At 66.5% G+C, this 22,255-nt stretch carries 11 protein-coding genes; 9 read left to right on the top strand and 2 right to left on the bottom strand.

All coding sequences use genetic code 11. The annotated features are described in order from the left end of the window. The first annotated feature begins 66 nt into the window (after positions 1 to 66). The 5 genes from JHC99_RS02050 to JHC99_RS02030 all read left to right on the top strand — a co-directional run bounded on the left by JHC99_RS02050 (position 67) and on the right by JHC99_RS02030 (position 12,612). Complete coding sequence (locus JHC99_RS02050) at positions 67 to 4,101, top strand: M10 family metallopeptidase C-terminal domain-containing protein (RefSeq protein ID WP_292151806.1); 4,035 nt, start codon at positions 67 to 69, stop codon at positions 4,099 to 4,101. Between the two features lie 112 nt (positions 4,102 to 4,213). Next, positions 4,214 to 5,608, top strand: coding sequence for a glycosyltransferase family 1 protein (locus JHC99_RS02045; protein ID WP_292151805.1), 1,395 nt, complete (start codon positions 4,214 to 4,216; stop codon positions 5,606 to 5,608). Then, positions 5,605 to 6,834 carry a hypothetical protein gene (locus JHC99_RS02040; protein ID WP_292151804.1) on the top strand — a complete coding sequence of 410 codons (1,230 nt, stop codon included), beginning with the start codon at positions 5,605 to 5,607 and terminating at the stop codon, positions 6,832 to 6,834. Before JHC99_RS02045 ends, JHC99_RS02040 begins: the two co-directional genes overlap by 4 nt. Beyond that, positions 6,831 to 7,592 carry a tetratricopeptide repeat protein gene (locus JHC99_RS02035; protein WP_292151803.1) on the top strand — a complete coding sequence of 254 codons (762 nt, stop codon included), beginning with the start codon at positions 6,831 to 6,833 and terminating at the stop codon, positions 7,590 to 7,592. Before JHC99_RS02040 ends, JHC99_RS02035 begins: the two co-directional genes overlap by 4 nt. 118 nt (positions 7,593 to 7,710) lie before the next feature. Then, positions 7,711 to 12,612 (top strand): calcium-binding protein, encoded by a 4,902-nt coding sequence (locus JHC99_RS02030; RefSeq protein ID WP_292151802.1) that lies wholly within the window; start codon positions 7,711 to 7,713, stop codon positions 12,610 to 12,612. 84 nt (positions 12,613 to 12,696) lie between these two features. Here the strand turns inward: JHC99_RS02030 and galU are convergent, their stop codons facing one another. Beyond that, positions 12,697 to 13,581 (bottom strand): UTP--glucose-1-phosphate uridylyltransferase GalU, encoded by an 885-nt coding sequence (gene galU / locus JHC99_RS02025; RefSeq protein ID WP_292151801.1) that lies wholly within the window; start codon positions 13,579 to 13,581, stop codon positions 12,697 to 12,699. Positions 13,582 to 13,664: 83 nt separating this feature from the next. After that, positions 13,665 to 14,075, bottom strand: a complete 411-nt coding sequence (locus JHC99_RS02020) for a hypothetical protein (RefSeq protein WP_292151800.1) — start codon at positions 14,073 to 14,075, stop codon at positions 13,665 to 13,667. A gap of 146 nt (positions 14,076 to 14,221) precedes the next feature. Here JHC99_RS02020 and JHC99_RS02015 point away from each other — a divergent pair, with 146 nt between their 5' ends. The 4 genes from JHC99_RS02015 (at position 14,222) to JHC99_RS02000 (ending at position 22,245) form a co-directional block, all read left to right on the top strand. Then, positions 14,222 to 15,958 (top strand): type I secretion system permease/ATPase, encoded by a 1,737-nt coding sequence (locus JHC99_RS02015; RefSeq protein WP_292151799.1) that lies wholly within the window; start codon positions 14,222 to 14,224, stop codon positions 15,956 to 15,958. Then, positions 15,955 to 17,313, top strand: coding sequence for an HlyD family type I secretion periplasmic adaptor subunit (locus JHC99_RS02010; protein ID WP_292151798.1), 1,359 nt, complete (start codon positions 15,955 to 15,957; stop codon positions 17,311 to 17,313). The genes JHC99_RS02015 and JHC99_RS02010 overlap by 4 nt, the downstream gene beginning before the upstream one ends. 507 nt (positions 17,314 to 17,820) lie before the next feature. Then, positions 17,821 to 21,117: a calcium-binding protein gene (locus JHC99_RS02005; RefSeq protein ID WP_292151797.1), complete on the top strand. Its 3,297-nt coding sequence runs from the start codon at positions 17,821 to 17,823 to the stop codon at positions 21,115 to 21,117. Positions 21,118 to 21,171: 54 nt separating this feature from the next. Further along, positions 21,172 to 22,245: a 2OG-Fe(II) oxygenase gene (locus tag JHC99_RS02000; RefSeq protein WP_292151796.1), complete on the top strand. Its 1,074-nt coding sequence runs from the start codon at positions 21,172 to 21,174 to the stop codon at positions 22,243 to 22,245. The last annotated feature ends 10 nt before the right edge of the window (positions 22,246 to 22,255 follow it).

Here is a 22,255-nt window from a genome sequence, read left to right as displayed (position 1 = left end):
CGCTTGTCGTGGCCGCTGCGGTCGCTAGTCTAATGCCAGTTTTCAGTCCGAGCCCTCGAGGAATCCATGGCCGATCCGCTCGCCGACGTCACTGAACCCTCGGTGGACATGGACCCGTTTCCCGTCGAGGGCTGGGAATTCGGCGGTCTGACCGTCGTCCCGGGCGATGATCCCCTGTCCTTCCTGAACGCCGACGACCGCGGCGGACTGGTGGGGTCGAGGCCGTCTCTGACCACCGATGCCGCCGGGGTCCAGATCACGCGCAACAACCTGCACTGGGGCTCTGGTGCCCTGGGAACCGCCGCGACCGTGACCTATGCGTTCCGGGCTACGGCCCCGACGACCATGCCGAGCGACACCTCGATCTTCAGCCAGTTCAACACGGCCCAGATCGCCGCGACCCTGGTGGCGCTGGCCGCCTGGTCCGATGTGGCCAACATCACCTTCGTGCGCCAGGACGCCGGGACCGGCTATTCGGACAGCGCCTCGATCCTGTTCGGCAACTATGGGGCAGGATCTGCGGGTTCGGCTGCCTTCGCCTACGGGCCCGGCAGCACGGCGACGACGTCGAACGCCGGCGACGTCTGGGTCAACATCTCGGTCGCGGCCAACCCGAATCCGCTGGGTCTCAACTATGGCCAGCACACCCTGACGCACGAGATCGGCCACGCGATCGGCCTGCACCATCCGGCCGACTACAATGCCTCGGACGGGGTGACGATCACCTATGCTAATGACGCGACCTATTACGAGGACTCTCGCCAATACACGGTGATGAGCTACTTCAGCGAGAGCAATACAGGTGGGTCGTTCGGAACCAGCACCTATGCCTCGGCACCGTTGATGGACGACATCGCGGCAGCCCAGCGGCTGTACGGCGCGAACATGACGACGCGGACGGGCGACACCGTCTATGGCTTCAACTCCAACTCGGGCCGTGCCTACTATTCGGCGACGTCGGGCGCGAGCCGGCTGGTGTTTTGCGTCTGGGATGCAGGCGGGACCGACACGCTTGACTTCTCGGGCTACGGCGAGACCCAGATCATCGACCTGCGCCAGGGCAGCTTCTCCAATGTCGGCGGCCTGACAGGCAATGTCTCGATCGCCGTGGGGGCCTCGATCGAGATCGCCATCGGGGGAGCGGGGGCCGACACCATCTTCGGCAACGCGGGTGACAACCTGCTGACCGGTGGCGACGGCAACGACGTCATCGACGGCGGTCTGGGCAACGACACAGCGGTCTTCAGCGGCCTGCGCTCCGCCTATACGATCACCTGGAACGGCACGACCGCGACGGTCGTGGGGCCGGAGGGCACCGACACGATCTCGAACGTCGAGGTGCTGCGCTTTTCGGACCAGAGCGTCACGGCCCCTGCGCCTGCAGCCGGGATCACGGCAATCGGCGACATCACCGCCAACTCCATCGTGGGCACGGTGTTCAACGACATCCTGCGAGGGCTGGGCGGTAACGACGCCATCGTGGGTGGGGACGGCAACGACATCATCGAAGGCGGTCTGGGCAATGACTCCCTGGCCGGCGGCAACGGCGCGGACCTGATCTCAGGCGGGCTCGGCAACGACGTGATCGACGGCGGTGCAGGGTCAGACACGGCCAACTACGGCGCAGCGAGCGGTGGCGTGGTGGTCAATCTGACCAACGGGACGGCCACGGGCGCGGACGGGGCCGACACCCTGGTCTCGATCGAGAACCTGGCGGGTTCGACCTTCAACGACACCCTGACCGGCGACGCCGTGGCCAACAACATTCAGGGCGGCGGCGGGATCGACACGATCTTCGGCCTGGGCGGCAACGACGTCCTGACCGCAGGGGCACCCGGAACCAGCGGCGGGGCACCCGACATCATCAAGGCTGCCAGTGAGGCCAACAACACCATCGCGACCGCCGTGTCGCTGGACGGTGGCTTCGACCTTCTGGCCCGCGACGGCGTGACCAATCCGACGACCACGCCCCACGCCACGGTTGTCGCCACGGCCCATGCCGGCGTCGAATACTATGCGGTGACCGTGGGAGCCGGGCAGACGGTGCGGTTCGATATCGACGGGGCTTCGTTCGACTCGACCCTGCGGCTGTTCGACGGGGGCGGAACCGAACTGGCCCAGAACGATGACGCTGCCGACGTCGGCGAAGAGTCGACCAACTCCGCCATCAGCTACACCTTTACCACGGCCGGGACCTATTACATCCAGGTGGCCCTGTGGCTGACCAACGGCAACAACACCTTCACCAGCGGCGCCATGACGGCGGGATCGACCTATGCGCTGCACGTGTCCGTGCCGGGCCATGCCGTGGTCACGCCGACCCTGGGCGGCTCGACGCTGGACGGCGGCGACGGCAATGACATCCTGACCGGCGGGGCGGGCACCGACTGGCTGATCGGCGGAGCGGGCGACGACACCGTGATCGGCGGCGGCGGCAACGACCTGCTGACCGGGGGCGCGGGGGCCGACACCTTCCGCTTCGGATCGCGCGCAGATTCCTACATCGACACGGGCGTCGCCGACGACGTCATCAGCGATTTCCAGACGGGGATCGACAAGATCGACCTGATCGCGCTGAACCTGACCAGCGTGGCGATCACCGCCTCTGGCATCTACAACATCGTCACAGGCACGACCGCGGCCGGGCTGTTCTCGGTGCGGGTCCAGGGGGCGGTGAGCCAGTCCGACATACTGCTCGTGACGCCCGGTTCGACGCCGACCAATCTGTTCGGCACGGCTGCCGGCGAAACCCTTACAGGCACTTCGGGCGTCAACTACATCACCGGCCGTGGCGGCGCCGACACCCTGATCGGAGGCGGCGGCGTCGACTATTTCGTCTACGAGGCCACCAGCGATTCCACTGCGGCGGCCCAGGACAACCTTGCGGACTTCCAGACCGGGGTCGACCGTATCGATCTGAACGCCCTGAACACCACCTCGGTCAGCATCGCCCGCATCAACGGCTCCAGCGTGTTGTTTGCCGAGACCCCGGCGGGTGCCTTCCAGTTGGCGGCCATCGGACGCGAGATCAACGGCTCGGATTTGAATTACGCGACCACGCACGGCGTCTTCATGATTGGGTCCGAGGCCGGCGAGACCATGGTCGGGACCGGCTTTGCCGATCCGCTGGTCGGCAACGGCGGCAACGACATCCTGATCGGGGGCCGTGGGGCCGACGCCATCTCGGGCGGGACAGGCGCGGACATCTTCGAATACCGCCTCGCCTCGGATTCCAACCAGACGACCGGCTTCGATAACCTGTACGATTTCCAGACCGGCACCGACTTCATCGACCTGAGGGAACTGGGCACCACCTCCATCAGCCTGATCCGCACCGACAACGGCTCGACCTTCGTCTTCGCAGAGACCCCGACAGGCGCGTTCCTGACCACCGCCGCCAACCTGGCCGTCAACGGGCGCGACATCCTGTACGGCAATACCCACGGCATCTACATGATCGGCTCGGGCAATGCCGATGTCCTGGTCGGGTCCAGTCTGGCGGATCCGATCTATGGCGGTGCCGGGAATGACATCCTGGTTGGCGGCGGCGGCGCGGATGTGCTGTTCGGCGAGGCGGGGGCGGACACCTTCCTGTATTTCGCCGCGTCGGATTCGAGCGTGTCGGCCGCCGACACCCTGTTCGGCTTCACGGTCGGCTCCGACAAGATCGACCTGCGCTCCGTGCGCGCTAGTGGTACGGACGTCTTCAGCATCGCCTACACCGGCGGCAGCTCGTTCATCTTTGTGGACATCGGCGGCAACGGCACGAACGACATGCTGATCCAGGTCGCGGGGGCCACGATCACCGCCAGCGACATCCTGTGGACGGCCGGGGCCGCTGCGCTGGAGCCGGTCGCCAAGTCCGTGATCGAGACCCTGCCGCAGGCGGACGTCTTCATCTGGCCGACCGAGCTGGATATGGGCCCCGACGCCTCGCCGATGGCCTTCGACGCCTTCGACACGGACCCGATGGACGCCGCCTCGCTGAAGGGGGCCTACTGGACATCGTCGGCCCTGACCCTGCCCAGCGACCCGGACCTTGTCGTGATCGATCCCTACTTCCATCCGGCCGTCGGCCAGCCCGGCGACTGGCTGCTTTAGGATCGTCGTCGGCGGCGATTGCCAGCAAGGTCATTGATCGTTAGGCATGCAGCGCGGGCCGGCCGGGGGGATTGCCGTCGCTACGCCCGCGCTTTCACATGACCGACGACCGATGGTGTCCGCTCCCGCGATGACGACGATCTATTTCGACATCACGACGTCCATCTCCTGGGGGGGCGCTCCGGTCGGCATCACCCGGGTCGAGCGAGAGATCGCCCGTCGCGCCGAGGGCCGCTGCGCCTCGCCGGTCCGGTACTGTTTCTTCCACCAGGCGACCCAGCGTTACTATGTGATCCAGCCGGCCTTCGCCGAGCGGGTCCTGGCCGGCGAATGCTGGATCGCACTGGACGACATGCGCGGCCTGCGGCTGGACCGATCGATTTCGGAGCGCGGCAATATCCTCGATGACATGCCGACGGACATGACGGGAGCCGAGGCGGTTCTGGCGCTGCGATCCCGCCTGGCCGATCTGCCCCTGGCCGACCTGTTGCAACTGCGCGAAGAGAACCGCTTCGTAAACGTCAACGCCGACGGTCGCCGCAACCTGGTCAGCGTCAGCCAGGTGGTGTCCGGCCCGGTCCCGATGAATGCCAAGACCTGGATCATCAACGGCGGTCTGGACTGGGAACACAAGAACGTCCGCGGGATGCGCAAGATCCGCAAGAAGACCGGCTTCAAATACCTGGCCATCATCTACGACATCATTCCACTGCTGTATCCCCAGTACGTGGTGCCCTTCTATGTGGATCTGCTGAAGAAGTATTTCGGCGAGCTGTTCTGGACGGCTGACTACGCCTTCTGCATCTCCGAGACGACCAAGGCCGATGTCGCGCGTCATCTTTCGGAATGGCGACTGCCGTCCATGCCGCTGGAGGCCTGGCCTCTCGGCAGTGACATCGTGGAAGCCGCCGCCGGGACCCAGCCGGGTTTCCCGACCGCCCTCGCGGGCAAGCGATACCTGCTCTACGTCTCGACCATCGAGCCCAGGAAGAGCCACAGGACCATCGTCGATGCGTTCGAGTATGGCGTCCGGTCCGGTGCGATCCCGGACGACGCCATGTGCGTGTTCGTCGGTCGGGTGGGCTGGAATACCGACAACCTGGTCCAGGAAATCCGCACCAATCCCCTGATCGCCGACCGGGTCCTGATCCTGTCAGGAATCCCGGACGAGGATCTGACGGAACTGTATCGCAGGGCCCGGTTCGTGGTCTTCCCGTCGAAGTACGAAGGCTACGGCCTGTCGCTGGTCGAGGCGATGGCGCTGGGCAAGGCCTGCCTCAGCAGTGAAGCGGGATCGCTGCGCGAGGTCGGTGGTACGGCACCGCTCTACATCGATCCGGTCGATCTGCGGAAATGGACCGACACCCTGATCTCTGTCTTTACCGACGACGCCATGATCGCCGACCTCGAGAAGCGTTCCCTCACGGAATACAAGCCTGTGACCTGGGACGACTCGGCCGACCTGTTCTACGGTATCCTCAATCGCTGGGTGGAGGCGGCCCGATGAAAGTCCTGTCGCTCGGCACCTATCCCATTCGTCTGCCGGTCCACGGCGGTCAGCGGCGCACGACCCAGATCGGCCTGTGTTACGAGCGGGCGGGCATCCAGTATCTGTACGCCTCGGTCTATTCCGCGACGACCTACAGCCCCGAAAAGGTGACCGAGCGGGACTATCCCTATTCATCGATCGGCGGGATCTATTCGGACGTTCCGTTTATCGAGGACATGGGCAGCGGAGCCTTCGCGGCGAGCCAGAGCGGCCCGTATCGGCATTTCCGGTCCCTGATAGAATGCTTCCAGCCAGACGCCGTTCAGATCGAGCAGCCTTTCATGTGGCCGCTGGTGCGCAAACTGCGCGAGGAAGGCGTTCTGACCGACACCTCGCTGATCTATTCGTCGCACAATTTCGAGGCGCCGCTGAAGCGCGACATCCTCGAAGGGGTCGGAGTGGATCGCAAGCTGGTCAATCGCGTCGAGACCATGGTCCTGGACATCGAGACCGAACTGGCCGAGCAGGCCGACCTGCTGTTCTGCGTGTCGGCGGCCGATGCCCAATCGTATCGCGGCCTGAATCCCGCCTGCAAGCCGCTGGTGGTGCGCAATGGCAGCGAGCGTCCCGGTAAAGCCAAGCGCCCGCCCCACGGAGCTGTTTTCAAGGCCAACGAGTACCTCTATTTCGTCGGCAGCGCTTATCCGCCGAACATCCAGGGGTTCGAGAAATACGTCCTCAGCGGCGGTCTCTACGGCTTCCCACCGGAAAAGATGTTTGCGATCTGCGGCGGGGCTTCGGACGGCATCTACCAGTCGGGCCTGTATCAGCCGCATGCCGAGGCCTACGGCGACCGGACCCACTTTTTCCCCCATCCGTCGGACGCCGAGCTCAGCTGGCTGCGCGAGAATGCCAAGGGCATACTGCTGCCGATCGGCGCGGGTGGCGGCAGCAACCTGAAGACCGCCGAGGCCCTGAGTTCGGGCAAGTGGGTGGTCGCGACCTCGGTCGCCATGCGCTCGTTCGAGGATCATCAGGGCGACGCCGGCGTCATCGTGGCCTCCAGTCCGCGCGAGTTCCAGCAGGCAATGCTTGACGTCGTCTATGGCAAGCCGCTCAGCCTCACGGCCAAGCAGCGCACCCAGCGCGAAGGCCTGTTCTGGGACCGGGTGTTCGACGACAGTGGCCTGGCCGACCGTGTCCTTTCGCTCGATGCAGCGACGGCCGGGGGAGAACCGGCATGAGCCAGGTCCTGCGCCGCCGCATCGCCCGCCCCTTCCGCGACGCCGCGCGAAAGGCCATGGCCAGGGGTGCCTGGGCCGAGGCCCTGGCCAACTTCAAGCGGGTCGAGGCCATCAACCCCCAGAACCGTTCCGTGCTGTTGCCGATCGCCAACATGCATGCCGAACTGGGCCAGTACGGACAAGCTGAGACCGCCTATCACGAGGCCGCGCAGATTCCCGAATACCGCCTCGACGCGCGGATCGGCATGGCGCGTGTCTCGGTGCGTAAGGCGGAGTGGTCCGAGGCCCTGTCCCGCTGGGATGCCGCTCTCGAAGCGATGGGCGAGGATGAGGCAGTCGATCCGAACGTTCGTTCGACCTGGTCCATGTCACCGGCCGAGGTGTTGCTGCAGTGCGCCCTGGCGCGCGAACTCATCGCTGACGCCGCCGGAGCGGAGCGCGACCTGGTGCTGGCCATGGCGTTGGAACCGTCGATCCGCCGGTCCGCCGCAGCGTCGCTGATGCGAGGCCGGCTTCTGGCCAAGGACGACGTCAGGGCGGCCTATCGTGTGTTGCTCAATGCGCACCGGCGGTATCCGCAGGATTTTTCCATCCTGTACGAGTTGACCAGTGCCGCCGTGGTGGCCGGCGAGCGCGGCGAGGCGGAACGGTTCGCCAGGGCGCTGATCGACCTGCAGCCCGACAACCCCTCGACCCTGGCCCTGCTGCGTGAGCGGGGCATCGTGATCGCGAACACTTTACAAAACAGCGGTGGATGATTCCTGTTCGAATTGCTAGCCATGGCGGGGTGACGGGCCGACACACGGGTCGTTAACCGGTGGTCGGCCATGGGAGGTCGGATCATCCAGCTCGATGGATCGACGAGGGGTACCCGCCATGACTGTCATCGCCAACCGCCACGGCAACCTGCGCTTCAGCTTCGCCAGCGCCCTCGAGACCGAAGACTATCTGCCGGCCCTGGCCGCCGCGCGGCGGTCCGCGGCGGCCAGTGGGACCGCAGGCCCGGGGTCGCCCGTCCTGGCCATTCCCACGGATACGCCGACGGCGGCCCGTCCGATTGACGGACCCAGCGACGTCATTCTGACCGGCGGGGCGGGCCCCGACACCTTGGTGGGGACGGATGGCGCGGACACCCTGACCGGACTGGGAGGCGACGATATCCTGCGAGGACTCGGCGGCCCCGACGTCCTGGATGGCGGCGACGGCAACGACACCGTCGACTTCTCCACCGCGACGGCCGGCGTCGGTGCCTACCTGTCGGGCGGAGGCGCGCCCTACGGCGATGGGGTCGGGGACGTCTACCTCTCGATTGAGAACATGAACGGTTCGGCGTTCGCCGACTTTTTGTGGGGAAACAACCTCAACAACGTGATCCGCGGCGGCGGCGGCATGGACGACCTGTACGGCTTCGCGACCTCCACGACCGAGATCGACTTCCTTTACGGCGGTGACGACATCGATCTGCTGCTGGGGGGCATGGGCCTCGATCGACTGGACGGCGAGGCGGGCGAGGACACTGTCAGCTATCTGCTGTCGCCGACGGGCCTGACGATCTCGCTGCGCAACCCGGCGGGAGAGAACACCGGCTGGGCCGCCGGCGACACCTTCACCAGCATCGAAGACGTCATCGGCTCCGAGTTCAACGACATCATCTACGGCAACGCCGATCCGCTCATCAACCAGCTCCAGGGCCAGAGCGGCAACGACACCATCTATAGCGGCGGAGCCGCCTACACGGTGCTGATCGGGGGCATCGGCGCGGACCGGCTGGTCGGCTTCAACAACACCCTTCACCTCATCGACTACGAAACCGCCCGCGGCGACGTCGTCGCCGATATGCAGGATCAGGCTCTCAACACCGGTGACGCGGCGGGTGACGTTTACGAGAACCTGTTCGGCCGCGACCTGGCCGGTTCGACGTTCAACGACCGCTTGTACGGCGACGCCGGCAACAACAACATCATCGGCGATCCGGACCAGATCGCCTATAACGGTGTCAACGGCGTGGACGAGTTGTATGGCCGTGACGGCAACGACACCCTGGACGGCGGCCCGCGCGGCGACCGCCTGGACGGCGGCCAAGGCTTCGACGCCGCAGCCTACACCAGCGCCCTGGCCGGCGTCGGTGCCTTCCTCGGCAACCCCGGCGGCAATACCGGCGACGCGGCCGGCGACACCTATATCGCCGTCGAGGCCCTGATCGGGTCTCGCTTCAACGACACCTTGGGCGGCGACAATTTCAACAACTCGCTGCTGGGTCGTGACGGCAACGACACCCTCCAGGGCGAGGGGGGCGAAGACCTTCTGGTTGGCGGGCTGGGGGCGGACATCCTGATCGGCGGCGCCGACCTGGATTTCGCGACCTATTCGGATGCGACGGAAGGCGGCGTGACCGTCAACCTGGCGCTGCCGAGCACCAATGTCGGCGCGGTCGCGGTCGGTGACACCTACTTCGGGATCGAAGGCATTCTGGGGTCTGCGTTCGCCGACATTCTCTCAGGTGACGAAGCGGCCAATACGCTTCGCGGCGAACTGGGGAACGACTTCCTCATCGGCGCGGGCGGGGACGACACCCTCGACGGCGGCGCGGGCGCGGACCGGTTGAACGGCGGAGCGGGCTTCAATATCGCCAGCTATGCGTCCTCGGCGGCCGGCGTGACGGCCTCTCTGGCCAACAGTGGCGTCAATACCGGCGACGCCCAGGGCGACACCTACGAAAACATCCAGCAGATCAACGGCACCGCGTCCGGCGACACTCTGACGGGCGCGGCCGGTGCCGGCAGCATCCTGCGTGGTCTGGGTGGTAACGACACCCTGAACGCGCTTGGCGCGACCCAGCTGAACGGCGATGAAGGCAACGACACCCTGAACGGTGGCGCGTTCGACGACGTCCTGCTCGGCGGTGCCGGCGCCGACGTCATCAACGGCGGCGGCGGCACCGACTTGGCCAGCTATGTGACGTCCGCCTCGGGCGTATCGGTGTCGCTGGTCGGCGGCGGAGCGAACGGCGATGCCGCTGGGGACATCTACAACAGCATCGAGAACGTCGCGGGTTCCAACTTCGCCGACACCATCATCGGGGATGGAAACGTCAACTACCTGCTCGGCCTGGCCGGCAATGACACGCTGGAAGGCGGCGCGGGCGACGATCAGCTCGAAGGCGGTGCCGGCGCCGATCAACTGCGCGGTGGCAGCGGCTTCGATTATGCGGTGTATGCGGGCGCTGGCGCCCGGGTCGTCGTCAACCTGGCCGGCGGTGCCGGAGAAGGCGACTCCGCAGGCGACATCTATGACTCGATCGAGGGCGTCGTCGGCTCGAACTTTGACGATATCATCACGGGTGACGGTAACGCCAATACCGTCCAGGCAGGCGGAGGCAACGACACCATCCGCACCGGTGACGGCGCCGATCTGATCGCTGCCGGCGCGGGTAACGACATCATCATCGCCGGGCTCGGCACAGACATCATGCTGGGCGAGGCCGGGGCCGATACCTTCGTGTTCGAGACCGTCGCCGAGAGCCAGGCGACGCTTCAGGTCGTGTCGGACATCATCGACGACTTCCAGACCGGCATCGACAAGATCGACATCTCGGGCTTCAGCCCGACGTCGGTGTCGTTCGGCACCGACGGCGTCTACAACACCGTGATCGCCACCTCGGCCAGCGGCACCTTCACCGTGCGCGTGCGCGGGGCGGTCAACAGCAGCGACATCATTACCACCGCGACCGGCTCGGCCATCACCGGCGGTGCCGGGGCCGACAACCTGATCGGCACGGGCGGCGGTGACACCCTCATCGGCGGCGGTGGCGGCGACACCCTGACCGGCGGCGGCGGGGCCGACACCTTCCGCTATACGGCGACGTCGGACTCGACGGCCGCCAACCAGGACGTCATCACCGACTTCCAGACCGGCATCGATCGCATCGACCTGTCGGCGATCAATCCGACCTCGGTGTCGATGGCCCGGCTCGCCGGCGGCGGCACCGTGGTCTATGCCGAGACCCCCGGCGGAGCCTTCCAGCTGTTCGCCGCCGGTGCCAATCTCCAGGGCTCGGACTTCCTCTACAACGGCGGCTTCGGCGTCTTCATGATCGGCTCGTCCGGCGCGGACACCATGGTCGGCACCCTGCGCCCCGATCCCATCGTGGGTTTCGCGGGCGATGACATCCTGACCGGTGGGGCCGGCGGCGACGCCATCTCCGGCGGTGCGGGACGCGATATCTTCGTCTATCTGACGGGTTCGGACTCAGGTCTGGGCAACCTCGACAACCTGTACGACTTCGAGACGGGCATCGACCTCATCGACCTGCGGGCGCTGAACACGGTGTCGATCAGCGTGGTGCGCGGCGAGGACGGCTCCAGCTTCGTGTTCGCCGAAAGCTTCGCCGGATCGTTCCTGACCTCGGCCGCCTATCGGGCGATCCAGGGCACGGACTTCCTCTACAACAACAGCCACGTCATCTTCTTGCTAGGCTCCAACGTCGGCGAGACCCTGATCGGCGGAAGCCTGGCCGACCCGATCGTCGGCAATGGCGGCAACGACATCCTGATCGGTGGCACGGGCGCGGACGCCATCTCGGGCGGGGCCGGCGCGGACCTGTTCGTCTATCAGTCGCGCGCGGACTCGGTTCAGGGCAGCCTGGACAATCTCTATGACTTCGAGAGCGGCGTCGACCGGATCGATCTGACGGCGATCAACACGACGGCAGCGACCATCATTCGTTCGGCCGACGGTTCGACCTTCGTCTTCGCCGACACGGCGGCCGGCCAGTTCGTGACCTCGGGCGCCCTGCGCAACATCAACGGCAACGACCTGGTCGGCATCAACCACGGGGTCTTCATGCAAGGCTCGGACGGGGCGGACTTCCTGATCGGGTCGCAGCGGTCCGACCCGATCGTCGGCAATGGCGGCAACGACATCCTGATCGGTGGCACGGGCGCGGACGCCATCTCGGGCGGGGCCGGCGCGGACCTGTTCGTCTATCAGTCGCGCGCGGACTCGGTTCAGGGCAGCCTGGACAATCTCTATGACTTCGAGAGCGGCGTCGACCGGATCGATCTGACGGCGATCAACACGACGGCAGCGACCATCATTCGTTCGGCCGACGGTTCGACCTTCGTCTTCGCCGACACGGCGGCCGGCCAGTTCGTGACCTCGGGCGCCCTGCGCAACATCAACGGCAACGACCTGGTCGGCATCAACCACGGGGTCTTCATGCAAGGCTCGGACGGGGCGGACTTCCTGATCGGGTCGCAGCGGTCCGACACGATCGTCGGCGGTGCCGGCAACGACCTGATCGTCGGCTTCGGCGGCGCCGACACCCTGATCGGGGGCACGGGGGCCGACATCTTCGTCTTCTACGGCGGCGACTCGCCGGTGACGGGCCAGGACGTGCTGCAGGACTTCCAGTCGGGCGTCGACAAGATCGACCTGCGCTCCGTGCGCACCGGCGCGTCGGACGTGTTCAACATCGTCAACACCGGGGGCATCTCGACCCTGTTCGTGGACCTCGGCAACAACGGCTCGAACGACCTGGTCATCCAGATCACCAACACCAACATCGTCGCCTCCGACATTCTGTGGACGGCCGGCGGCGCGGCGCTGGAGGACACGGTCAAGGTCCCGGGGCCGGAAGTGCTGCCGGTAGAGGGTCTGGACTTCGGTGCGGACGACGCGACCTTCGACGGGTTCGCGCCGCACACCGGCCGGTTCATGCTGGACCTGGACCCCAATGTCGGGACCGGCTTCTACCACGGTCAGGACTGGTATCTGTAAGCGCGACCCAGGGCGGTCACGACAAAAGGCCCCGGACGGCGACGTCCGGGGCCTTTCTGTATCCTGACGCCGGCAAGCCCGCGATCAGTCGTTGAAGTAGGGTGTCAGTGCCGCCCGGGCCGCCATGCCCAGGTCGGGTCGCTTCAACGCCAGGGCGACGTTGGCGCGCAGCAGGCCGATCTTGTCGCCGCAATCGTGGGTCACGCCTTCATATTCCACAGCCGTGAAGCCCTGGGTCTTCATCAGGGTGGCCATGGCGTCGGTCAGCTGGATCTCGCCGCCCGCGCCGCGCGGCTGGGTCTGGAGGATGTCGAAGATCTCGGGCTGAAGGATATAGCGGCCGGCGATCGACAGGTTCGAAGGGGCGGTCCCCTGGGCCGGCTTCTCGACCATGCCCCGCATGGCGATCCGGCGGCCGTCGCGCTCGAGCGGATCGACGATGCCGTATTTGTGGGTGTCCTCGGCGGGCACGGCCTCGACGCCGATGATGTTGCCGCCCAGCTCGTCGTAAGCCGCGGTCAGTTGCTTCAGGGCACCGGGAGCCGCATCGACGATGACGTCGGGCAGCAGCACCGCGAACGGCTCATGGCCGATGATGTCGCGCGCGCACCAGACGGCGTGGCCAAGTCCCAGGGGCTGCATCTGGCGGGTGAAGCTCATCTCGCCGGCGGTCGCCAGTTCGGCGTTCATGGCGTCGAGGATGTCGGTCTTGCCCTTGGCGAGCAGCTGGGCCTCGAGCTCGATCTGGTGGTCGAAATAGTCCTCGATGGCGCCCTTGGAGCGGCCGGTGACGAAGACGATATGCTCGATCCCGGCCTCGCGGGCCTCTTCGACGATATAGCTCAGGATCGGCCGATCGACGACGTTGAGCAGCTCCTTGGGCGTGGTCTTCGTGCCCGGCAGAACGCGGGTTCCGAGGCCTGCGACCGGCAGGACTGCCTTGCGCAGCCGGGTTGAGGAAGAACGCATGAGAAGCCTTGCGATAAGGGCGGAAGGGTCTGTGTGACCGGCCCGGCCAGAACATTCAAGCGGTTCCCCGGTTCCCCCGCCGATCAGACCATGGGTGCGCGGCTCAGGCGATAGGTGCCGTCGATCGTCTCGAAATTATCGACACCGGTCTGGCGGAAGCGCAAGGGTCCGCCGGTCTCCCGCAGAAGCTCGAAGCCGCCCTGAACCGTCTTCCAGGCCTTGGCACCGCGTACCACCTCAAGATCGCACCGGCCGATCACGACGCCGAAGCCGCCGTCGGTCGGGACGCGGTTCAGGGCGATCCGGCAGGTGCCCTCGCCCCCGGCGCGCCTGAGGCCATACAGGCCGAAGACCTCCTCCGTCGCGAGGACACGGTCCGAGGCCCCATCGGAGGCAGCAGGGTCAGGCGGCGTCATGGCAAGCTCCTCGGCGCGACAGGCTGCAGCCGAAAGGATCAGGGCAGACCCGATGAGGGCAAGACGACGACCGGTCATTTCGATGCTCCAGAGCCCGCAATGACTATCCTCCGACAGGGAGGATGCGACAAGCTCCCGTTTCCAGACCTGTGTAATTCCACAGACTATCTCCATTCATCTCAAACGCGTATAAGGCTGGGTCATCAAAGGTCGAAAATGGTCGCGTGTTCAAATCCCTGACTGCACCCAAGGCCGGCGCCGAGCCTTTGGCCGCCGCCATCCGCGCCTGTCGGACCCATTTCATCTGGGCTGCGGTGTTCAGCGCCCTGGTCAATCTGCTGTACCTGGCACCGACCATCTACATGATGCAGGTCTATGACCGGGTCGTGCCGACGGGCGGGATCACGACCCTGGTGCTCATCACCATCGTGGCCATGCTGGCGCTCGGGACGCTGGCGGCGCTGGACTGGCTGAGGACGCGGCTGCTGGTGCGGGCCGGCCTGCGGATGGACAAGATGCTGGCCCCGGCCATCATGGCCCGTGTGGTCGATGCCCAAGGCAAGCCGCAATCGACCCAGGCGCTGCGCGAGTTCGACAATGTGCGGACCGCCGTCTCGGGCCAGGGCGTCATGGCCCTGTTCGATGCGCCGTGGACGCCGCTGTATCTGGTCTTCTGCTTCCTGCTGCACCCGGCGATCGGTGTGCTGACCCTGGTGGGCGGGGCGGTGCTGTTTCTGCTGGCCTGGCTGAACGAGCGTGACAGCCGGCCCCGGCTGAAGCGGGCCATCCAGTCGTCCAACGCCGCCTATGCCAGCCAGGACGGCATGACCGGCCAGACCGAGATCGTCCGGGCCCTGGGCATGCGTCAGGCCAGCATCAACCGCCAGCTTCATCAGCGTCACTCGGCCACCAGCCAGTATGCGGACGCCCAGTTCAGCGGCGGCAAGTATTCGGGCGCGATCAAGTTCCTGCGCCTCGCGCTGCAATCGGCCTCTCTGGGGCTGGCCGCCTATCTGGCGGTCAAGGGCGAGATGTCGGCGGGGGCGATCATCGCCGCCTCGGTCCTGCTCAGCCGGGCGGTCGCGCCGATCGAGGCCCTGGTCGGCGCCTGGCCCAGCCTGGTTCAGGCGCGCGCCAGCTGGACCACCCTGCAGGAGCTGTTCGCCTCCACCGCCGGCGTCGACAAGCCGCGCACCGCCCTGCCTGCCCCCAGGGGCTTGCTTCAGGTCGAGGGGATCGCCGTGCGCCTGCCCGGTACCGAACAGCCCCAGCTGAAGGGCGTCAGCCTGACCCTCAATCCCGGCCAGACCCTGGGCGTCGTCGGGCCCAGCGGATCGGGCAAGACCACCCTGGCGCGCGTGCTGGCGGGGGCCCAGTCGCCGACGATCGGCACGGTACGGCTGGACGGGGCCGAGTATTCGGCGCGCGACTCCGACGATCTGGCCCGCCACATCGGCTATCTGCCGCAGAACCCGAACCTGTTCGCCGGCTCGATCAAGGACAATATCTCGCGCTTCGCCTCGTCGATCGGGGTCAGCGCCGAGGCGGTGGACGCAGGTGCGGTGGCGGCGGCGCAGGCGGCGGGGGTGCATGAGCTGATCCTGCGCCTGCCCAACGGCTATGACACCATGCTGGGGCCGTTCGGCCAGGGGGTGTCGGCGGGGCAGGGCCAACGCATCGCCCTGGCGCGGGCCCTGTACGGGTCGCCGGCCCTGCTGGTGCTCGACGAGCCCAACTCGGCCCTGGACCAGGAGGGCGAGGTCGCCCTGATGAACGCCATCCTGCAAGCCGCCGCGCGGGGGGCCGCCGTGGTCATCATCGCCCACCGGGCCGGGGTGCTGCAGCGCGTCGATCGGCTGCTGACCATGAAGGACGGTGCGGTCCAGCTGGAAGGTCCGCGAGAGGACGTACTGGCCAAGATGCGCGCCGCCGCCCCGCCCGTCGGAGCCCGCCCGCAATGACCGCCTCGCCCATGCCGTCGTCGGGCACCCCGGCCAAGGCACCCGCCCCGGTCGAGGTCACCGACTCGCCGCGTCGCGAGCTGATCATCGGCGGGGTCATCATCTTCGTCTTCTTCGTCCTGTTCCTGGGCTGGGCGGCGTTCGCGCCCCTGGCGGCCGGGGCCTATGCCCAGGGGCAGGTGGCGGTGCTCGGCAACCGTCAGGCGGTCCAGCACCGCGAGGGCGGCACCGTCAGCGTCCTGCACGTCAAGGAGGGCGATCGCGTCACCCAGGGGCAGGTGCTGCTGGAACTGTCCACCGGCGAGCTGAGCGCCAGCGAGCGCGGGGTCACCGGCCAGATCATCGCCCTTCTGGCCCAGCGGTCGCGGATGATCGCCGAGCGCGACCGGCTGGGCTCGGTGCCCGAGCCCGCCGAGTTCGCGGCCCTGTCGGCCGAGGACCGCCAACTGGCCGACGAGGCGATGCGGTTGCAGCGGCTGCAGTACTCCGCCCGCCGCTCGGGCCGCTCGACCGAGACGGGCGTCCTCAGCCAGCGCGGCGAGCAGCTGAACCAGCAGATCGCGGGCTTCCAGCGCCAGATCGAGTCGAACATCGAACAGCGCCGCCTGATCGGCGAGGAGCTGGACGGGATGCGCAGCCTGGCGGCCCAGGGTTTCGCCCCCCAGAACCGGGTGCGGGCGCTGGAGCGCAACGCCGCCGCCCTGGACGGTGAGCTGGGGTCGCTGCGGGCCCAGGTGGCGCGGGCGCGCGAGGCCATGGGCGAGACCCGGCTGCAATCGCTGGGCGTCACCACCCGGCTGGACGAGGACGTCGCCGACCGGCTGCGTCAGGTCGAGGTTGACCTGAACGACCTGCGTCCCAAACAGACCGAGCTGCGCAACCAGATCGCCCGCGCCCAGATCCGCAGCCCCTCGACCGGCCAGGTCGTCGGCCTGACCATCTTCACGCCCGGCGGGGTGATCCAGCCGGGCCAGACCCTGATGGAGGTCCTGCCCGACCGCGCCGATCAGGTCATCATCGCCTCGATCGATCCCGTCGACATCGACGACCTGAGGGTCGGGCTGTCGACCGAGATCAAGTTTCCGGGCCTGCGCGACCGCTCGACCCCGATCCTGCACGGAACCGTCACCCTGATCTCCGCCGACACCTTCACCGACGAGGCCACCAAGCGCAGCTTCTATCGCGCCGAGGTGGTGATTCCGCCGTCGGAGATGACCAAGCTGGGCACCGCAGCGACCCATATCCGGCCGGGGATGCCGGTCGAGGTGGTGGTCCTGCTCAAGGACCGTACGGCGCTTCAGTACCTCCTCGAGCCCCTGACCCGCAGCCTGTGGCGGTCGGGCTCGGAGCAGTAGGGGCGGTCCCAGCTGCTCCCAGGGTGACGGTGGCGGCGTGGACTTCGGTATCCAGGCTCACGGGTACCACGGGAGGTGCGCGCTGCGAAAAACAGAGTCCGAAAGGTCTGAATTGTCTGAAAATGTCAGGCAAGCTTGACGTTTGCGGACTGTCCGGACTCGAAAAACAGAGTCCGAGGAGTCCGAGGAGTCCGAGGAGTCCGGAGAGTCCGGACTCCTGTTCCTTCCGAGGCGAACGCGCGTTGATTTTCAAAGACCAGGCGCGAGGCCGCAGTCTACCACGGCTGGGAGGGGCGCCAGGTCGATAGGCTCGAAAATCGGCCAATCCCTTTTGGCGCAAGGGATTGGACGGCCGAAGTTGGAGAGTCGGGCATCGCTAGACCCCGGTGCGAAGCCTCGCCCATTGGCGGTCATGACTGGGCGCGAAGGCTTCCGCGGACGCCGCTATCGTGAGTTGAAGTCGTCACAAGTCCCACATAGGCTGCCGTTGTAACAGGAGCTTTCCCCATGCCCACCTTCACCGGAACCGCGGGTGACGATGTGATTGATACGGGCTCTCGGGCGACGAGCTCGTCGAACATGGGATACAGCCTGTTCAATTCGAACTACGTCGTGAACGCAGGTGCGGGGGCCGACCGAATTGCGTTTCAAGGCGTGTCGAACGGATCCACCTTCAACGGTGAGGATGGTGACGACATCATCACAGTCGATTGGTCCGCGACATTCTTCCCGTCACTCAATGCGCCGGCGGTGTTGGTCGATGGTCAGGCGGTTCAGATCAACGGCGGTGGCGGAGCCGACACGCTGACCGCTGTCACCCACGCGCTGATCGACGGAGGCGAAGGCGACGACATAATCCAGGTCGGCAGGGGTTTCGGTGCGGGTTCGGCGGGTCGGGGTTTCGTCATCCCCCTCGGAACCGACACGACCGTGCGGCTGACGGGCGGGGCCGGCGCGGATACCTTCGTCATCGCCAATCCAATCGGCACGGCCGTGATCACGGATTTCCAGATTGGGACAGATCGTCTGGATTTTTCACAGTCGTTCATCTGGAACTTTGAAGGCGGCACGGGCCCGACCGGTCGCGTCCTGGTCGGGCAGCAAGGTGCCGATACGATCTTCTTCTCTGCCGACAACATCGACAAGGTTTTCGCTCGCCTGATCAATGTGGACGCGGCGACCATCCCGGTCTCGTCCTATCTGAACAACGCCGGCGCGACCCCCCATCTGGCGACGACCCCCGTCTATGTCTTCGGTACGCCCGGCAATGACACCCTGTCTGGCGCGGTCGTTTACGGCGGCGACGGGAATGACACCCTGCTCGGGACGGACGGCGACGATCTGCTGAACGGCGGTGCCGGGAACGACAGCCTGCGCGGCGGCGGCGGCCTGGACCAGCTGACCGGCGGCGCGGGCGCGGATGCCTTCGTCTTCGCAGCGGGGGATTCGACGGGGACGGCCATCGATTCCATCGCGGACTTCCAGACCGGATCGGACCGGATCGTGATCGAGGGCATTTCGATCAGTGGACTGAGTCTCGTGCAGACCAGCACCGGCGGCACGGTTGTCTTCGGTAGCCATATCTCGGGACCCCAGACGGTCATCGGAGTGAACGGTGCCATTCAAGCCGGCGATATCCTGGGCTCGGGCGGTCAGGTCCTGGCGGCGATCATGTTGGGGTCGGAAAATGCCGACACCCTGATCGGCTCCCGGTCCAATGACATCGTGAATGGCGGCGCTGGAGACGATTTTCTGACGGGAGGGTTGGGGAGCGACTTCCTTACCGGCGGCGCGGGCGCCGATCAGTTCATTTACAACGCCGTCGGCGAGAGCCGGGCGACGACCGGGGCGACCGATCGGATCACGGATTTCCAGACCGGCGTCGACTTGATCAATCTGAATGCCATTCTTCCGGCCGCGCTCCGGATCGATATGGCGAATGGAGATACGCAGGTTTACGCGATCTATGGCACAAGCCTGCAATATCAGCCTGGAAGTGATCTTGCGATCCTGGTGACGGGCAGGGTTCAGGGTTCTGACTTCCTGCTTGCCGGCCGGACCAACATTCCCGTCTACATGAATGGCACAGCCGGCGCAGACGTCCTGATCGGCAGCGTCGCCGATGATGTGATCTCCGGCGGCGCTGGAGCGGACGTCCTGATGGGCGGAGCGGGAGCCGACAGCCTGCGCGGTGGCCAGGGACTGGACCAGCTGACGGGCGAGGCCGGGGCGGACAGCTTCATATTCGCCGCGGGCGACTCGACCGGGTCCGCCATCGACTCCGTCGCCGATTTTCAGACCGGGTCGGATCGGATCGTGCTGGAAGGGACGGTCACGGGACTGAGCCTGGTTCGGGTCGGCAGCGGCGCGACCCTGGTCTTCGCGGACTATGCGTCGGGGGCCCAGACGGTGATCGGCGTCAACGGCACGATCCAGGCGGGCGACGTGGTCGGTGCCGGCGGTCAGGCGATCCGCACCAACCTGGTGGGATCGGACGGGTCGGACACGCTGACCGGATCGAGCCTGGGCGACACCATCAACGGGGGTGCGGAAAATGACACCTTGACCGGTGGAGGTGGGGCGGACGTGCTGACCGGCGGGGCGGGAAGGGACACCTTCGTCTATACGGCGGCGACGGACTCGACCGAGGCCGCGATGGACCTGCTGACCGACTTCACGTCCGGAACCGACGTGATATCCCTTGGAGGTATCCTGACCGGGACGCTCAGCATCGTGCGTCTGGGCGGGGCCAGTTTCGTCTATGCGCCGACAGCCGGCGGGATGCTGGCGATCGCCGCCGCGGGTGAGGTTCAGGGCAGTGACGTGGGCGTCGGTCTCGACACCAATGTCTTCATCCTCGGCTCTGCGGGCAACGATACGCTGGTCGGGTCCGTCGGCCGGGACCGCATCGTCGGCGGTGACGGAAACGACACCATCATCAGCGTGGCCGCGAGTTTCGTTCTGGTCAACCCTAACACCGACCTTGTTTCCGGCGGGGCCGGCGCGGACCTCTTTACCTACCGCCCGAACATTGCCGGTCACCTGTTGGCGATCGACGACTTCGAGACGGGCGTAGACCGCCTCGGCATGGGAAGCGCACGCAGCATCACCATCATCCGCCAGGAGGACGGGTCGAGCCAGGTCTCCGGCGGGTATCGTCTCAACAACGTCGCTGCGAGCTCCATCACGATGACCGCGCTCGGCCGGGACATCAACGTGACCGACCTCGATATCGGCTATGCCGAGGGTGTCTCGATGCGGGGATCGTCTCGCGCCGACACCCTGATCGGCGGCATCTATGGCGATGCGGTTGTCGCGGGCGCGGGCAACGACACGATCATCGGCGGCCGTGCGGCCGACACCCTGTCCGGCGAAGGGGGGGCGGACACCTTTGTCTATCTTGCGAGTTCGGATTCGACCCTGGCCGGGGCGGACGTCATCACCGATTTCGTCTCTGGAACGGACCGGATCGACCTGACCGCTGTCCGCACAGGGGCCAGCGACACCTTTGGCATCGCGTATCTGAACGGCGGCAGCTTCCTGTTCGTCGATCTGGGTGGGAACGGGACCAATGACATGCTGATCCAGCTGGCCGGGACGACGCTGGTGGCGTCGGACATCCGATGGAGCGCGAGTGCCGGCGATCTGGAGCCGGTGGTCAAGGATGCGGGGCCCGAGGTGCTGCTGGTGTCGGACGACGTCGAGGGTTGGTGGACCGGGATGGTCCCACTGCACGATGACGGAATGCTGTTCCTCGACGACGGGGGGTCGGCGTCGGGGCGCGGGCATGACTGGTATCTCTAGGGAGCTCTGTCGTTACGGCTTGAACCGCCGGGCGCGGTGCCGCACGGTCTGACCATGGCCTTGTTGACCGGTGATCCCTTCCCCAGCTTTCGTGCGCCGGGGAATTCCAATCCGAACTATGCGTTCGATTCCGCCGCCGGGCGGTATCTGGTGCTGGCCGTGCTCAGCGGGGCGAGCGACGCCGAGATCGAGGCCGCGACGGCGCTGGCCGCCCGGCACCGGGCGAAATTCGATGACGACAGCCGCAGCTTCTTCGGCCTGTTGCCCGATCGGCCCGAGTGGCGCGGTCGGTTGCCGGATGCGATGCCGGGGGTGCGGTGGCTCTATGATTCCGGGGCGGTGCGGGACTTGGCCCAGGTGCCGGATGGGCCGCCGCAGTGGATCGTGATCGATCCGTCGATGCGGGTCCTGGCCTGTGCCGGGCCGGACCGGGCGGAGGAACTGCTGGCCGGGCTGGACCACCTGCCACCGCCGGACCGGCATGCGGGAGTGGCGTCCCATGCCCCGGTGCTGATCCTGCCGCGCATCTTCGAGCCCGGTTTCTGTCAGGTGCTGATCGATCACTACGACAGGGTGGGGGGCCAGGAATCGGGCTTCATGCGCGAGGTCGACGGGGTCACCAAGCTGATGACCGACCCCAATCACAAGAAGCGCTCCGACGTGCTGATCGAGGATCAGTCGCTGGTTACGGCCGCGCGGGCCCGGATCGCGCGGCGGCTGGTGCCCGAGATCAAGAAGGCGTTCCAGTATGAGGCGACGCGGATCGAACGCTATCTGGTGGCCACCTATGACGCGGCGACCGGGGGCTATTTCCGGCCGCACCGGGACAACACGACCAAGGGCACGGCGCATCGGCGGTTCGCGGTCTCCATCAACCTGAACCACGATTTCGACGGCGGCGACCTGAGGTTTCCCGAGTATGGGGCGACGACGCTGAGGCCGCCGCCGGGCGGGGCGGTGGTGTTCTCCTGCTCGCTGCTGCACGAGGCGACGCCGGTGACGCGGGGGCGGCGCTATGCGTTCCTGCCCTTTCTCTATGACGAGGCGGCGGCGAAGGTGCGCGAGGAGAACCTGAAATTCCTCGATCCGACGGGACTGCGGCAGGGCACGCCTGTTCCCGCCGAGTGATGCCGCCAGA

Source organism: Brevundimonas sp., assembly GCF_016463485.1.
In the GTDB taxonomy this organism is placed as follows: domain Bacteria; phylum Pseudomonadota; class Alphaproteobacteria; order Caulobacterales; family Caulobacteraceae; genus Brevundimonas.
This window is presented reverse-complemented; position numbering and strand designations above follow the sequence as displayed.